The following is a 14297-nucleotide window of genomic DNA, read 5'->3' on the forward strand; positions in this document are numbered from 1 at the left end:
CACCTCGGATAATCGGTAAGGACAAGGATAGCCCGAATGTGATCACTGTCCGGCAAAATCAGTATAGCACACGCGCTTGTGTGTGGCACCGTGACGTGCCAAGCATTTCTTCGCCGGTTTGGGGGAGAGGGTTTTCATGAAGGCAGGTCTGGTGGTGTTGTGCCTGGGCTATGTGCTCAGCCAGTTCTTTCGCGCCTTTCTCGCGGTTCTCAGTGTTGATCTGGGGCGCGATATCGGGGCCACACCCGAGGATCTGGCCTTTGCGTCCGGTCTATGGTTTCTGATCTTTGCCGCCATGCAGTTGCCCGTAGGCTGGGCACTGGACCGAGTTGGACCGCGCCTGACGGCGGCGGTCTTGCTGCTGGTCGGTGGTGCCGGCGGAGCGGCATTGTTTGCCCTATCCAGCTCCCCTTTTCACATCGCCATCGCCATGGGGTTGATCGGGGTCGGCTGCTCACCGGTGTTGATGGCATCTTACTATATCTTCGCCCGCGAATTCCCACCTGCCCGCTTCGCCACTTTGGCGGCTGTCATGCTGGGCGTTGGATCGGTCGGCAATCTGGTTGCCTCGTACCCTACTGCGCTGGCGGTTGAGCTGATGGGTTGGCGGGCCACGATGGGGACGCTGGCCGTTTTTTCCGCCGCGATCGCGTTGGGCATCTGGTTCAGCGTGCATGATCCCAAACGTGTCGAGACCGAACACAGGGGATCGGTGCTGGACCTGCTGAAAGAGCCCGCCCTGTGGGCGATCTTGCCGCTGATGCTGGTGGCCTATGCCCCGTCGGCGGCAACGCGCGGCCTTTGGGCCGGGCCATACCTCAGCGATATCTTCGGTCTTAGCACCACCCAGATCGGGACAGCGACCCTGATCATGGGGGCGGCGATGATTGCAGGTACCTTTGCGTATGGGCCGCTCGATCGAATGCTGGGCACGCGAAAATGGGTGATCTTTGGCGGCAACGCGCTGGGCACAGTGGGGCTGGTTCTGATGTGCCTTTGGGTCGACAACGCGGTTTGGCTGTCGGTAGTTCTGATGGCAGCGATCGGGTTTCTGGGGGCCAGCTTCCCGGTCATCATGGCTCATGGACGGGCCTTTGTGCCGCCGCATCTGGTTGGGCGCGGCATGACCCTGCTGAACCTCTTCGGCATTGGCGGTGTAGGACTGGCGCAATTCGTCACCGGCCGCATCCATGCCGCCACGGTGGACATCAGCCCGACCGCGCCCTACACAGCGATATTCGGCTTTTTTGCGGTCACGCTGGCCATCGGCTGCGTGATCTACTTGTTCAGCCGCGACAGCGTCGACTAACGCTGGAACTGCCAGGAGTGTCCATGTCCGACCCGCGCGTCATTGCCCCCAACCTCAAACACAGACTATCGGGTGTGACCGCGACGATTGCCCGGTTGGTGCCGCTGCAGGCGCAATGGATCGACATCGCGGCCACCGGGCCGGGTCTGCCAGATGACATCCCACATATCCCGCTGGGCCGCCTGCCCTTTTTGTCGCGCAAAACACTGCGCGTCTGGCACGCGCGCCGCAATACCGAGATGCTGCTGGGCCTGATCCTGCGCAATGTGCTGCGGTTGCGATTGAAGCTGCTGTTCACCAGCGCCTCGCAACGCGCGCATTCGGGTTACACCAAATGGCTGATCGACAAAATGGACGCGGTCGTCGCGACTTCGCGCAAAACCGCCGGGTATCTGGAGAGAGATGCGCAGGTCATCATGCATGGCATCAACTTGCAGGATTTCACACCACCCGAAGACAAAGCCGCAGTTCGCGCGCGGCTGGGTTTGCCAGATGGTTTATTGCTGGGCTGCTATGGCCGCATTCGTCACCAGAAGGGCACCGACGCCTTTGTCGACGCAATGATCGACCTGTGCGGCCGCTTCGACGACGTCCATGGCATCGTCATGGGCCGCGCCACGGAAAAGCACACCAGCTTCCTGACCGAATTGAAAGACAAGGTCGCCAAGGCGGGCCTGTCCGACCGCATTCTGTTCATGCCGGAGGTGACCGTCGATCAGATCGCCGAATGGTATCAGGTGCTGGACCTGTTCATTGCCCCGCAACGGTGGGAAGGGTTCGGCCTGACGCCGCTGGAAGCAATGGCTTGCGGCGTGCCGGTTGTTGCCACGGATGTAGGCGCGTTCTCCGAGATCGTCACCGACCCGTCGCTGGGCCGAGTGGTCGAACCTGGTGATATCCCCGCGCTGGCCGAAGCCGCCGCCGAGATGTTGTCCGACCGCGAATCCCTTGCCCATTCCGGTATCGCAGCCCGCGCCCATGTCGAGCAGAATTTCGATATCAATGGTGAGGCAAAGACGCTTGTGGCGCTATATGAACGCCTTTTGACCGACACCTGAGGCGATGCGCCACGTCAAATCGGTGTCATTGCGCGAAATAAACCCCGAAAACTCTTTTTTATTTGCTGCAACGCGGCTATGAACGCGCGTCCTTAACATTGGAGACATGAAATGGGCTATCGCGTCGTAGTCGTCGGCGCCACGGGTAACGTGGGCCGCGAAATGCTGAACATTCTGGCTGAACGCCAGTTCCCCGTCGATGAACTTGCTGTTCTGGCAAGCCGTCGTTCGCTGGGCACCGAAGTAAGCTTTGGCGACACGACACTCACTACCAAGGATCTGGACACGTTCGATTTCACCGGCTGGGACATGGCGCTGTTCGCCGTGGGGTCCGAAGCGACCAAGGTCTACGCCCCAAAGGCAGCCAAAGCTGGCTGCGTGGTGATCGATAACTCGTCGCTCTATCGCTATGACCCGGACATTCCGCTGATCGTGCCGGAATGTAACCCGCAGGCGATCCACGACTACAAAAACAAGAACATCATCGCCAACCCCAACTGCTCGACCGCGCAGATGGTTGTCGCGCTGAAGCCGCTGCATGACCGCGCGCGCATCAAGCGCGTCGTCGTGTCGACCTATCAGTCGGTGTCTGGCGCCGGTAAGGAAGGCATGGACGAACTGTGGGATCAGACCAAAGCAATCTATAATCCCACCACGGACGTGCCACCAAACAAGTTCCAGAAGCAGATCGCCTTCAACGTCATTCCGCAAATCGACGTCTTCATGGAAGACGGCTCGACCAAGGAAGAGTGGAAGATGGTTGTTGAGACTAAAAAGATCGTCGATCCGTCGATCAAGGTCACAGCCACATGCGTCCGCGTTCCAGTCTTTGTTGGCCACTCTGAGGCCGTGAACATCGAGTTCGAGGAATTCCTGGACGAAGACGAAGCCCGCGACATCCTGCGCGAAGCCCCAGGCATCATGGTGATCGACAAGCGCGAACCCGGCGGCTACGTCTCGCCGATCGAATGCGCGGGCGATTTTGCCACGTTCATCAGCCGTATCCGTCAGGACTCGACCGTTGAGAATGGTATCAACCTGTGGTGCGTTTCGGACAACCTGCGCAAAGGTGCAGCGCTGAATGCAGTGCAGATTGCGGAACTTCTGGGCCGCGAGGTTCTGAAGAAGGGCTAAGCCCCGACCCGAAACTGCGGATTGTTTAAACCCTGCTGCGCTGTCAGTGGGGTTTATTTTTGGCGGGACGCGGAATCTTCGCTGCCTCGAAGGGCGTCCAGGATCGCCCGGAAACCTTGCTCTTGTCCTTTAGCTGATACACACTTCGATACGCAGCAGGGGCTACTTTCGCCGCAAAGCCTGTTGTCGAACCGACAAATACGATTCCGCCCTTTTGGAGGAGTGTGGTGTCATGACATCCAAAACCAATGGGTCCTCGCCCCCGGAAAACCTGACGCCGCAGCAGCAAGCCATGCCCGAGGTGAACACATTGACGGCGGCAGATATCAGCGCATCGCTAAAAGCCGGATTGGCTGATTTTCTGGCACGCCCAGTCATGAGCGGCTTTTTTGGCCTGTTTTATGCAATTTTTGGGATTCTGTTTGTCTGGTGTCTCGTCTGGCTTGGCAAAATCTGGATGATCATTCCCGCGGCTGTTGGCTTTCCGTTGGTTGCGCCTTTTGCCGCCGCCGGGCTCTATGAGATGTCTCGGCGGATGCAAAACAACGAGGAATTCGGATGGTCTGATATCCTCACCGTCATGGCCAAACAGCGAAAGCGTGAAATGGGCTGGATGGCCTTTGTAACCCTGTTCATTTTCTGGGTATGGACCTATCAAATACGGCTTTGGCTGGCGATCACGCTGCAAAATGCTTCGTTTTCTGATTTCGACCGTTTTCTGAACATCGTCTTCTTTACGCCGCAGGGCTGGACGTTCCTTGCCATTGGTACCTGTGTGGGCGCATTTTTGTCGGCAGTCCTGTTCTCGGTAACGGTCGTCGCCATGCCAATGCTGCTGGACCGAGAGACGAACTTCATTTCCGCGATGATCACATCCATCCGGGTTGTCACCGGAAACCCAGTGGTCATGCTCAGCTGGGCAGCGATTATCTCGGTCACGATGTTGCTGTCGATGTTACCTGCATTTCTAGGCCTGATCTTCACCCTTCCGATTCTGGGCCACACCACGTGGCATCTTTATCAAAGGGCTGTTTCCCCAGCCGAGGGGTGATCAGACCGATCAAACCCAGCCGTCGCGAAATGCATCGAAGCGCCTGATTTACCCCTGCCCCTCGACCAATGCTTTGAGGTTTGTCAGACCGCGCTCGTAATCTCCTCCGACCCATTTATCCATCATCAGACCCATCCAGCGTGACATGGGGTTCATGCCTAGATCGGATTCGAACCCCCAGGTCACCTGAGTCTGATCACCCTCGGGTGTCAGATCGAAGGAGGCCGATGCGGACCCCATCGGACCGAAATCAAGCGCTGTTTTGACGGTTTGATCCGGAACGCTTTCGACGATTTCCTGTGACCCAGTACCAACCTGCGGGTGTTCAGATGCCCAATTCAAGGTGTTGCCGACGCCCGCCTCAGGGCCGCTGTAGGACAGCTGGGTTTCGGGATCGCGCGTCAACCAAGGTGACCATTTTTCAGTTTCCTGCATCGAATTCACGTAAGGAAAGATCGCGCTGGCGGGTGCATTGATCGTGATGCTTCGGGACAGTTCGGCCTTGCCCGGCAAAAGGTATGACACACCAACCAGAATAAGAACAAGCAGAGTGATGAAAATACGTTTTATGAATCGCATGACGCGCTCCTGATCGAAAGAGTGTGGTTCCGATCATAGCAAAAAATGGCGCGAAATTAGAGACCTGATCCGCGCCATTCGAAAACTCTCAGATGTCAGCCCGTTTAGACAACCACGAATTTCTTCTCGGCCGGGTCATAACATTGCAGGCCACCTTCACCGATGTCGGTCCACAGCCCATGCAAGCTCAGCGAGCCGTCATCTACCGCAGAGGAAACGAAGGGAAAGGTCATCAGGTTCTCCAGCGATGCCACGACTGCCTGCCGTTCAAACTGCCGCGCCTGATCGACGCTGTCTTCAACATCGGCAACCAATTCATATTTCGGTTTCAGGATGTCCATCCAGCGGCCAACAAAGCTTTCTTTCGCCTCCAGCTGCGGGGCTTTTCCCTTGCACATGTCAATGCAGCCCTGAACACCTCCGCATTGCGAGTGGCCTAGAACGATCAAGTGCGCGACTTTCAGTGCCGTGACCGCATATTCGATTGCCGCACTGGTGCCGTGGTGATCACCATCAGGGGCGTAAGGCGGCACAAGGTTTGCGATGTTGCGGTGAATAAAGAACTCGCCCTGATCGGCACCGAAGATCGATGTCACATGAACCCGGCTGTCACAGCACGAAATCACCATCGCACGCGGGCGCTGCCCTTCAGTGGCCAGGCGGCGATACCAGACCTGGTTTTCCGAATAGGTGGTGGCTTTCCATCCGTGGTACCGCTTGACCAGATAGGTCGGCAGAGGTTTGGCTAAGTCCATTCTCATGTCCCCGTTCTTTTGTCTGTCGGCTGCTGTAACCTGAATTCGCAGAAAATTCGACCCATTTTCCAGCATCGACGCAAGGTTTTGCAAAGGATTCTACCGCCAATGTCCAACTATGCCGTGGGGGCGTAGAGAATTGGGGTAGATGTGGTGGATAAAATAGTCACGCTTGAACAAAAGGAAACCGTTCGGCTGGATACGAACCGCTTGAACGGGCTGTATCACCAATTGGGCGACAAGAACGCATTGGATGTTTTGTGCCGTACGGTCGAGGAATTGGCCGTGCGCCTGTCAAACTGCGAGCGATTTTGGCGTCAACGCGACTGGGCCGGGCTGCGCAAATGCGCGCGGTCACTGGTGGCCATTGCGGAACAGATTGGCATGACCGCGCTGGCCCGAGTCGCCGGTGACGTGGCGCAATCGGTGGATGTTGGGGATGCGGTCGCGACGGGGGCCACCCTGTCGCGCCTGATCCGTGTAGGTGAGAAATCGCTGACCGTGATCTGGGATCAGCAGGATCTTTCCCTCTGACGGGGCTTGCGGACGGATCGTGGGCGGCTAGGCTGGGCACAAATCGAACCAGCCGAGATGTCCATGACCCTGTCCTTCGCTTCGCCGTCCGAACCTTCTGTTCCGCTGCATGTCATTTCGCAACCCGATCTCGACAATTGGCTGCAAGACCAGCCAAGCCACATCGCATCGTGGGTCGAGGCCAATGGATTCACAGGGGCCATGGGACAGGCACTGCTGGTCCCGCAATCAGATGGTGCGCCCGAAATGGTCTTGGCGGGTTACGGAAATAGCAACAAGCGCGCGCGCAAACGGTTCCCGTTGGCAGCGGCGGCCGAAGCCTTGCGGAAGGGAACCTATCACATCGTGTCCGGTGTGCCCGCAGATGCGCTAACCAACGAGTGCCTTGGTTGGCTGCTATCGGGATATGCCTTTGACCGTTACGCAAATCAATCACCTCCCAAGGCGCGACTCATTGCACCCGGAGGTGTTGATGCCGCGCGGATTGAGGCGCTGGCCAGTGCCGAGGCGCTGACCCGCGATTTGGTCAACACACCGGCCTCGGACATGGGACCGGATCAGCTGCAGGCGGTAGCCGAGGATTTGGCGCAGGAATTCGCCGCGTCCTGTTCGGTAATCAAAGACGACGACCTGTTGGATCAAAATTTCCCGCTAATTCACACGGTCGGACGCGCCGCCGCGCAAGCTCCGCGCTTGATCGAGATGACATGGGGCAACACCGGGCCCAAACTGACCCTTGTCGGCAAGGGTGTGTGCTTTGACACTGGCGGGCTGAATCTGAAACCAGGGAATTCGATGTCCCTAATGAAAAAGGACATGGGCGGTGCGGCCAATGTGCTGGGTTTGGCGCGGATGATCATGGCAACAAAGCTGCCTTTGCAACTGCGCGTGCTGATCCCAGCGGTTGAGAATTCGGTCGCGGGGAATGCCTTCCGTCCGGGGGATATCCTCACCTCGCGCAAAGGTCTGACGGTGGAGATTAACAACACCGACGCCGAAGGGCGGCTGGTTCTGGCCGACGCATTGGCGCTGGCGGATGAGGGTGAACCTGACCTGATCATCTCGATGGCGACGCTGACCGGTGCCGCGCGCGTGGCGGTTGGCCCCGATCTGGCGCCCTTTTACACCGATGACGATGGCGCGGCAGACGCACTGGCCAACGCTGGTCGGCAATCGGCCGACCCTGTCTGGCGGATGCCTTTCCATGAACCCTATGAGGCGATGATCGAACCCGGCATTGCTGATCTGGACAATGCGCCTTCAGGTGGGTTCGCAGGCTCGATCACCGCGGCCCTGTTCCTGCGCCGCTTTGTGGGTGACAGCCGCTATATGCATTTCGACATCTATTCCTGGCAGCCCAGCAAGGCCCCCGGACGCAGCAAAGGCGGTCTGGGCCAAGGGCCGCGTGCCTTGCTGACCGCCCTGCCCGAGATTCTGAACCTATGACCCGCTTGCGCGTCATAAAGCCGGTTGTTGATTTGTTGCGCAGCCCGAATGGCCCCAGGGACCGGCAGCTGTTGTTTGGCGACCCGGTAGATGTTGTTGACAAAACCGATGGGTGGAGCCGGATCACCTCGGATAAGGACGGCTATCCCGGTTGGGTCAGGTCCGATCAGTTGGGACCTGAGGCGCAACAGACCCACTGGGTCACCGCGCCCGCGACACATGCCTATAAACAGCCCGACATGAAAAGCCAGGACCGCGTATCGCTGAGTTTCGGCAGCAAATTATGCGTGCTGTCGGAACAGAATAGGTTTCTGGAAACAGAACTGGGGTTCATTCCGGCGATTCACGCCAAACTCAGCGCAACTCACCTGACCGATCCCGTAGCGGTGGCCGAGCTGTTTCTGGGCACACCCTATCTTTGGGGGGGAAACAGTCGCTTCGGTATTGATTGTTCCGGGTTGGTTCAGGCCGGTTTGCTGGCCTGCGGCATACCCTGCCCCGGTGATAGCAGCGATCAGGAACGCGAACTGGGTACGGCGCTGCTTGCCGGAACTGAACCAAAACGCGGGGATCTGTTGTTCTGGAAAGGCCACGTGGCATGGGTCTATGGCGAGAACATGCTGCTTCATGCCAACGCCTACCACATGGACGTGACGTTCGAGCCGATGGATCAAGCAATCACACGGATTCTGGAGCAGGGCGACGGGTCTGTAACAGCCCACAAAAGGCTCTAATCAAGGTCAACCGACCGGATCAGCTTGCGTTCCAACACGCGCAGCACGGTGCGCAGGTCATGGCCTCGCTTCAAGATACGCCCGTCCATGCCGATCACCGAATACATCCCCTGTTTGGACCGCAGACGAGGGTGTTTTTCGACCCGGTAGATCGGATGCTCTGCCGTACGTCTGAAAATGGAAAAAACCGCCATATCGCGCAGGTTGGAAATGCCATAGTCACGCCATTCTCCGGCGGCGACCATCTTGCCATAGACAGACAGTATATGTGACATCTCGCGCCGGTCGAACGCGACGGGCATCTGGGCCGAGTTTGCAGAAAACCGGCTGGGAGGCTGCATGTTCATACCCTCAGCCTTGCCGGAAAACGCATTTGAATCAAGTCCGGTGCCAACAGGTGTGGTAAATTTGAATCGTTTCGTCCTACCGCCGCCCAACTTGCCGACAGATCAGAATCACCGGCAAAAGCCCAACTGCCAGGATCACAAGCGAGGGAACCGCTGCGCCCTCCAACCGCTCGTCTGAGGCCAGACGATAGGCCTGGACCGCAAGCGTATCAAAGTTGAATGGGCGCATGATCAAGGTCGCGGGCAGCTCTTTCATCACATCCACAAATACGATCAGCAAGGCCGTCAGCAGCGAGGGTGTCAGTATTGGTAGATGCACACGGCGCAAGGTGCCCAGCGGCGATTGGCCCAAAGATCGGGACGCGGCATCCATATTGGCGTGCACAGTACTCTGCCCGCCTTCATACGCGCTGAGCGCTGCCGCAAGAAAGCGCACCATGTAAGCTGCAACCAGCAACCAGATCGACCCGGTCACCAGCAGACCCGTCGAGACGTCGAACGTCTGGCGCATCCACGAATCCAGCGCGTTGTCGAATCTGGCGAAGGGTACCATCAGGCCAACGGCGATTACGCCGCCAGGCACCGCATAGCCCAACCGCGCCAGATAGCCTGTGGTCGATGATCCCCGACCCGGGCGAAGGCGCTGAAAGAACCCAACGCAGATCGCTGCGCAAACCGTGACCACGGCGGCCACTCCTGCAAGTGTCAGCGAGTTTTGAATGAACCCAATGTAACGCCGCGACAGCAGGTTTTGTTCCGAGGTCAGGCCCATCTGGATCAAGATAAATACCGGCAGCAAGAACCCCAGCACCACTGGAATAGCGCACAAGGTTATGGCAGCTGCGGATTGCCAGCCCTTAAGTTGCGCCGAAGGCAGCGAGGCATGGCTTTTGCCTGCCTGATAGTACTTTGCCTTGCCGCGCTGCGTACGCTCGGCTACGGCCATGACCAGCGCAAAGCCCAGCAGGCACAAGGCCAACTGCGCCGCACCCGCCCGGTCGCCGATCGAGAACCAGCTTGTGTAGATGCCCGTGGCAAAGGTCTGAACGCCAAAATAGGCGACGGTTCCAAAATCGGCGATGGTTTCCATGATGGCCAGCAGGACACCACCGGCAATGGCCGGGCGGGCCATCGGCAAAGACACGTGCCAGAACGCCAACCACGGGCTTTTGCCCAGCGCACGAGCGGCCAGAAAAGCGGTGGCACTTTGCTGCAGAAACGCGGCCCGCGCCAGCAAATAGACATAAGGGTAGAGCACTAGGATCAGCATCACCGCCGCGCCCTCGGTCGAGCGGATTTCCGGGAACCAATAATCGCGCGGCCCCCAACCCGTCACGTCGCGCAGCGTGGTCTGCACGATACCGGGATGATCCAGAATGAACGTATAGGCATAAGCCAGAACATAGGCCGGAAAAGCCAGCGGCAGGACCAGAGCAATTTCCAGAAAGCGCACACCGGGAAAGCGTGTCATCGTCACCAGCCACGCCGCGCCAACCCCGATAGAGAACGTGCCGATAGCCACCAGAACGACAAGGATCACGGTTGTCAGTGCATACCCGGGTAAAACCGTCTCAAACAGATGCGAGACCGTTTCCGTACCCCCCGTCACCGCCGCCAGAACAACCGCAACCATCGGCAGAAGACAAGCCGCTGCCACCATATAGGCCACAGTGGCCACCAACCGGGTGCCCAGCGCGCCGCGATTGCGTTTCCCGTGTTCTGAATAGTCGATTTCGGCCATGGACCTGGATTGTAACTGGCGTTGGCTATTGATCAGCCTTTAATCGACCAAAATGCTAAGAAACACCAGTGCAGGAAAAACAAATCTGCGGCACATACTGCCGCAGACATGGCTCGGGGTTATTCGTAAACGCGCTGATCCTCGATCACCAACCCGTCCTTCGGCAGTGATCCGGGGGTTACGACCTCGATTGCGCCTTTCAGTTTCAGCACCTCGACTACGGATTTGGCATAGGCCATGTCGTCGCCTCCCGCGCTTTCGATCTGGACGGTCATCGTGTCCATCTCACCCTGACGGGCGGCGATGACCCGTGCTTTGACGATTTCCTCGTGTTTGTCGACCAATGCTGCCACCTGTTCAGGACGCACAAACATGCCCTTGATCTTGGTGGTCTGGTCCGCACGACCCATCCATCCCTTGATCCGCAGATTGGTCCGCCCACAAGGCGACACGCCCGGCATGATCGCGGACAGATCACCCGTGGCAAAGCGGATCAGCGGGTAATCAGGGTTCAGAGAGGTTACCACAACCTCACCGACCTCACCCGGCTCTACCGGTGTTCCGGTGCCAGGCGTGACAATCTCGACAATGACATGTTCGTCGAGGATCATCCCTTCCATCGCGGCACTTTCATAGGCGATGTTGCCAAGATCGGCCGTGGCATAGCATTGCAGGCAGGAAATACCCCGATCAGCATAGTCCTGACGCAAAGATGGGAACAGCGCGCCGCCGCCCACAACAGCCTTCGAGAAGTTCAGGGCCACGCCCATCTCATCTGCTTTGTCCAGAATGACCTTCAGATAGTCCGGCGTGCCTGCATAAGACGTGCAGCCCACATCGCGTGCCGCGGTCACCTGCAATTCGGTCTGACCGGTACCCGCTGGCAGCACAGCGGCCCCTACCGCGCGCGCGCCGCTCTCAAAAATCATACCAGCTGGCGTGAGGTGATAGCCGAAACAGTTTTGCACGATATCTCCGGGTCCGACGCCGGCGGCGTTCAGGAAACGCCCCATGCGCCACCAGTCATGATCCGTACTGCCGGGCTCATAGATCGGACCGGGAGACTGGAACACATGATGGAAGTGCCGCGCCGGCTTGACGGTAAACCCGCCGAATGGCGGACGCGACGCCTGTGCTTGCGCCAGATCGGATTTCCGCAATACAGGCAGTTTCACCAGATCGTCGGCTGAAATCACCGCGCTGGTATCCGCGTCGGCCAGATGCGCAGCAAAGCCCGGAGCGGACAGGGCGCGGTCAATCTGAGTACGCAGCGCCTGTGCCTGATCGGCGGAGCGTTCATCGGCTGATCGGGTTTCGAGAGCGTCGTAGTAGGTCATCGCCAGATCCTCCATTCGCTTACAACCACCTCTTGCGGCGGCGGTAAGACCGCACGTCACGGAAGCTTTTGCGGCCTTCGTCGGACATGCCCAGATAGAACTCTTTCACGTCTGGGTTTTCGCGCAAATCTGCTGCCGGACCGTCCATCACGACGCGCCCGGATTCCAGAATATAGCCGTAATGGGCAAACCTTAGAGCCACATTGGTGTTCTGTTCGGCCAACAGGAAAGAAACACCTTCTTTCTCGTTCAGGTCCTTCACGATACCGAAAATCTCTTCGACCAGCTGCGGCGCAAGTCCCATCGAGGGTTCGTCCAGCAGGATCGTTTCGGGTCGGGACATCAAAGCTCGGCCCATTGCAACCATCTGTTGCTCACCACCCGAAGTGTAGCCTGCCTGCGACCGGCGGCGTTCTTTCAGACGGGGAAAATATGTGTAGACTAGTTCAAGGTCCTGCTGGATGGCGGCCTTGCCATCCTTGCGGGTATAGGCGCCCGTCAGCAAGTTTTCCTCGACCGTCAGGTGTTCGAAACAATGGCGGCCTTCCATCACCTGGATGACGCCCTTCTCCACCAGATCGGCGGGATCGCTTTCATGCACGCTGGTGCCGCGATATTCGATCGTTCCCTTGGTGACTTCACCGCGCTCGGAATGCAGCAGGTTCGACACAGCCTTGAGCGTCGTCGTTTTTCCTGCGCCGTTGCCGCCCAGCAGGGCCGTGATACCGCCCTTGGGCACAGTCAGGCTGACGCCTTTCAGAACGAGGATCACGTGATTGTAGATCACCTCGATATTGTTGACCTCAAGCAGGGTTTCCGACTTGGTGTCAGTGGTTTGTGCCGCATCCAGCATCTGCGCGTGTCCTTAAGCGAGTGTGGGGTTCGGGACGGCGGTCTGCCGCCGCCCCGGGTTGTTCAAAGCGCTATATCAGCAACGCCCTTCAATATTGTTTTCTGCTGCATAGGCCGCAGAATCTTCATCGATCAGCGCGCCGATCACTTCACCATCGGTCTGCTTGAAGTCCGAGATCAGCGTCCAGGTCTTGTTTGCTGCATCCCACTGCGTCACCCCCACAAGGGCGTCACCGCCGTGGTTTTCGCATGAGACCGAGAAGGTCGGACCAAAGTTCGCCAGGCCCAGTTCGGCCATCTTCTCTTCTGTCATCTCCAGTGCTTCCATACCGGCACGCATCTCAGACGGGGTGATTTCCGCATTGCCCGAGATTTCCTGGGCTTTCTTGATCGCTTCAGCAGCTAGAACAGCCGCGTATAGACCACGGTTATACAGAACCGTGCCAACCTGATCGCCCGCACCTGCAGCCTTACCTGCGTCGACAACGTGTTTCTGCAGATCGTCAAAGACCGGGAAGTCCGTGCCAACATTGTGGAAGGTCAGCGCCTTGTACCCGTTGGCGGCTTCGCCCGCTGGCAGCACATCGTTTTCAGAACCGGACCACCAGATGCCGATGAAGTTCTCCATCGGGAACCGGATGTTTGCAGCCTCTTGCACTGCAACCTGGTTCATCACGCCCCAGCCCCACATCAGGACATAGTCAGGACGATCACGACGGATTTGCAGCCACTGTGACTTCTGCTCCTGACCCGGGTGATCCACTGGCAGGGCAACCAGCTCAAAGCCGTGCTTCTTGGACAACTCTTCCAGGGTGCGGATCGGTTCCTTGCCGTAGGCAGAGTTGTGATAGACCAGCGCAATTTTCTTGCCGCTCAGATCGCCACCGTTTTCCTCAAGCAGGTAATTGACCGCGCCCGAGGCCCCGTCCCAATAGTTGGCCGGATAGTTGAAGGTGTGGCTGAATACGTCGCCGTTCTTGGCCGAGGTCCGGCCATAACCCATCGTGTGCAGCGGAATGTCGTCTGCGGTGACTTTTGGGATCAGCTGATAGGTGATGCCTGTCGACAGCGGCTGATACACCAAAGCGCCTTCGCCTTTGGTGGACTCATAGCATTCCACGCCTTTTTCGGTGTTGTAGCCGGTTTCGCATTCGACCATCCGGATCGGAACACCGCCGATGCCGCCATCACGCTCATTCAGTAGGGTGAAATAGTCGTTATAGCCATCCGAGAACGGAATGCCGCCAGCGGCGTAAGGCCCGGTACGATAGCTCAGATCGGGGATCACAAGATCCGCCAGAGCGGGTCCTGCAGCCATCAGGGCGCTTAGCGCCGCGGTTGCCAGTTTCAATTTCATCGGGTGTCTCCTCCCTTGGTTAGTCCGATGTTGCATTCAGGCTTGTGCCGCCCGTTTTTTCAT

General features: G+C 58.2%; 14 protein-coding genes. 7 read left to right on the plus strand and 7 right to left on the minus strand.

The genetic code is table 11. The features are described from left to right. Positions 1 to 136: 136 nt before the first annotated feature. The 4 genes from AC2FIO_RS10635 (at position 137) to AC2FIO_RS10650 (ending at position 4552) form a co-directional block, all read left to right on the plus strand. Positions 137 to 1309 carry an MFS transporter gene (locus AC2FIO_RS10635; RefSeq protein WP_496697490.1) on the plus strand — a complete coding sequence of 391 codons (1173 nt, stop codon included), beginning with the start codon at positions 137 to 139 and terminating at the stop codon, positions 1307 to 1309. A 23-nt stretch (positions 1310 to 1332) separates the two neighbouring features. Beyond that, positions 1333 to 2367, plus strand: a complete 1035-nt coding sequence (locus AC2FIO_RS10640; RefSeq protein WP_496697492.1) for a glycosyltransferase family 4 protein — start codon at positions 1333 to 1335, stop codon at positions 2365 to 2367. Between the two features lie 111 nt (positions 2368 to 2478). Beyond that, complete coding sequence (locus AC2FIO_RS10645; protein WP_058275078.1) at positions 2479 to 3501, plus strand: aspartate-semialdehyde dehydrogenase; 1023 nt, start codon at positions 2479 to 2481, stop codon at positions 3499 to 3501. Between the two features lie 232 nt (positions 3502 to 3733). Further along, positions 3734 to 4552 (plus strand): DUF2189 domain-containing protein, encoded by an 819-nt coding sequence (locus AC2FIO_RS10650; protein WP_496697494.1) that lies wholly within the window; start codon positions 3734 to 3736, stop codon positions 4550 to 4552. Positions 4553 to 4600: 48 nt separating this feature from the next. Here the strand turns inward: AC2FIO_RS10650 and AC2FIO_RS10655 are convergent, their stop codons facing one another. Both AC2FIO_RS10655 and AC2FIO_RS10660 read right to left on the minus strand, forming a co-directional pair. Continuing rightward, the gene (locus AC2FIO_RS10655; RefSeq protein ID WP_496697495.1) at positions 4601 to 5131 is read right to left on the minus strand and encodes an SRPBCC family protein; all 531 of its coding nucleotides are present in this window, start codon (positions 5129 to 5131) and stop codon (positions 4601 to 4603) included. Positions 5132 to 5235: 104 nt separating this feature from the next. Beyond that, positions 5236 to 5886 carry a carbonic anhydrase gene (locus tag AC2FIO_RS10660; protein WP_109313867.1) on the minus strand — a complete coding sequence of 217 codons (651 nt, stop codon included), beginning with the start codon at positions 5884 to 5886 and terminating at the stop codon, positions 5236 to 5238. 153 nt (positions 5887 to 6039) lie between these two features. On the opposite strand from AC2FIO_RS10660, the gene AC2FIO_RS10665 reads away from it, so the two are divergent. From AC2FIO_RS10665 to AC2FIO_RS10675, 3 genes are all read left to right on the plus strand, one after another. Continuing rightward, the gene (locus AC2FIO_RS10665) at positions 6040 to 6420 is read left to right on the plus strand and encodes a hypothetical protein (RefSeq protein ID WP_496697497.1); all 381 of its coding nucleotides are present in this window, start codon (positions 6040 to 6042) and stop codon (positions 6418 to 6420) included. Between the two features lie 63 nt (positions 6421 to 6483). Next, positions 6484 to 7866, plus strand: a complete 1383-nt coding sequence (locus tag AC2FIO_RS10670) for a leucyl aminopeptidase family protein (protein ID WP_496697499.1) — start codon at positions 6484 to 6486, stop codon at positions 7864 to 7866. Then, the gene (locus AC2FIO_RS10675; protein ID WP_496697501.1) at positions 7863 to 8600 is read left to right on the plus strand and encodes a C40 family peptidase; all 738 of its coding nucleotides are present in this window, start codon (positions 7863 to 7865) and stop codon (positions 8598 to 8600) included. Before AC2FIO_RS10670 ends, AC2FIO_RS10675 begins: the two co-directional genes overlap by 4 nt. Here AC2FIO_RS10675 and AC2FIO_RS10680 read toward each other — a convergent pair. The 5 genes from AC2FIO_RS10680 to AC2FIO_RS10700 all read right to left on the minus strand — a co-directional run bounded on the left by AC2FIO_RS10680 (position 8597) and on the right by AC2FIO_RS10700 (position 14234). Further along, positions 8597 to 8947 (minus strand): DUF2794 domain-containing protein, encoded by a 351-nt coding sequence (locus tag AC2FIO_RS10680; RefSeq protein ID WP_058275250.1) that lies wholly within the window; start codon positions 8945 to 8947, stop codon positions 8597 to 8599. The genes AC2FIO_RS10675 and AC2FIO_RS10680 overlap by 4 nt on opposite strands. A 76-nt stretch (positions 8948 to 9023) precedes the next feature. Then, positions 9024 to 10688 carry an ABC transporter permease gene (locus AC2FIO_RS10685; protein WP_282170627.1) on the minus strand — a complete coding sequence of 555 codons (1665 nt, stop codon included), beginning with the start codon at positions 10686 to 10688 and terminating at the stop codon, positions 9024 to 9026. A gap of 119 nt (positions 10689 to 10807) precedes the next feature. Beyond that, positions 10808 to 12025: a phenylacetate--CoA ligase family protein gene (locus AC2FIO_RS10690; protein ID WP_496697504.1), complete on the minus strand. Its 1218-nt coding sequence runs from the start codon at positions 12023 to 12025 to the stop codon at positions 10808 to 10810. Positions 12026 to 12044: 19 nt separating this feature from the next. Then, entirely contained in the window at positions 12045 to 12878 is an 834-nt protein-coding gene (locus AC2FIO_RS10695) for an ABC transporter ATP-binding protein (protein ID WP_058275083.1), read from the minus strand. A 75-nt stretch (positions 12879 to 12953) separates the two neighbouring features. After that, positions 12954 to 14234, minus strand: a complete 1281-nt coding sequence (locus AC2FIO_RS10700; RefSeq protein ID WP_496697506.1) for an ABC transporter substrate-binding protein — start codon at positions 14232 to 14234, stop codon at positions 12954 to 12956. Between the last annotated feature and the right edge of the window lie 63 nt (positions 14235 to 14297).

It is taken from the genome of Ruegeria sp. CDSB086, from assembly GCF_059611065.1.

Excerpts from the sequence above, each read along its gene's own strand:
- AC2FIO_RS10635 (WP_496697490.1), top strand. The coding sequence starts at position 137 with ATGAAGGCAGGTCTGGTGGTGTTGTGCCTGGGCTATGTGCTCAGCCAG.
- AC2FIO_RS10640 (WP_496697492.1), top strand. The coding sequence starts at position 1,333 with ATGTCCGACCCGCGCGTCATTGCCCCCAACCTCAAACACAGACTATCG.
- AC2FIO_RS10645 (WP_058275078.1), top strand. The coding sequence starts at position 2,479 with ATGGGCTATCGCGTCGTAGTCGTCGGCGCCACGGGTAACGTGGGCCGC.
- AC2FIO_RS10650 (WP_496697494.1), top strand. The coding sequence starts at position 3,734 with ATGACATCCAAAACCAATGGGTCCTCGCCCCCGGAAAACCTGACGCCG.
- AC2FIO_RS10655 (WP_496697495.1), bottom strand. The coding sequence starts at position 5,131 with ATGCGATTCATAAAACGTATTTTCATCACTCTGCTTGTTCTTATTCTG.
- AC2FIO_RS10660 (WP_109313867.1), bottom strand. The coding sequence starts at position 5,886 with ATGGACTTAGCCAAACCTCTGCCGACCTATCTGGTCAAGCGGTACCAC.
- AC2FIO_RS10670 (WP_496697499.1), top strand. The coding sequence starts at position 6,484 with ATGACCCTGTCCTTCGCTTCGCCGTCCGAACCTTCTGTTCCGCTGCAT.
- AC2FIO_RS10675 (WP_496697501.1), top strand. The coding sequence starts at position 7,863 with ATGACCCGCTTGCGCGTCATAAAGCCGGTTGTTGATTTGTTGCGCAGC.
- AC2FIO_RS10680 (WP_058275250.1), bottom strand. The coding sequence starts at position 8,947 with ATGAACATGCAGCCTCCCAGCCGGTTTTCTGCAAACTCGGCCCAGATG.
- AC2FIO_RS10685 (WP_282170627.1), bottom strand. The coding sequence starts at position 10,688 with ATGGCCGAAATCGACTATTCAGAACACGGGAAACGCAATCGCGGCGCG.
- AC2FIO_RS10690 (WP_496697504.1), bottom strand. The coding sequence starts at position 12,025 with ATGACCTACTACGACGCTCTCGAAACCCGATCAGCCGATGAACGCTCC.
- AC2FIO_RS10695 (WP_058275083.1), bottom strand. The coding sequence starts at position 12,878 with ATGCTGGATGCGGCACAAACCACTGACACCAAGTCGGAAACCCTGCTT.
- AC2FIO_RS10700 (WP_496697506.1), bottom strand. The coding sequence starts at position 14,234 with ATGAAATTGAAACTGGCAACCGCGGCGCTAAGCGCCCTGATGGCTGCA.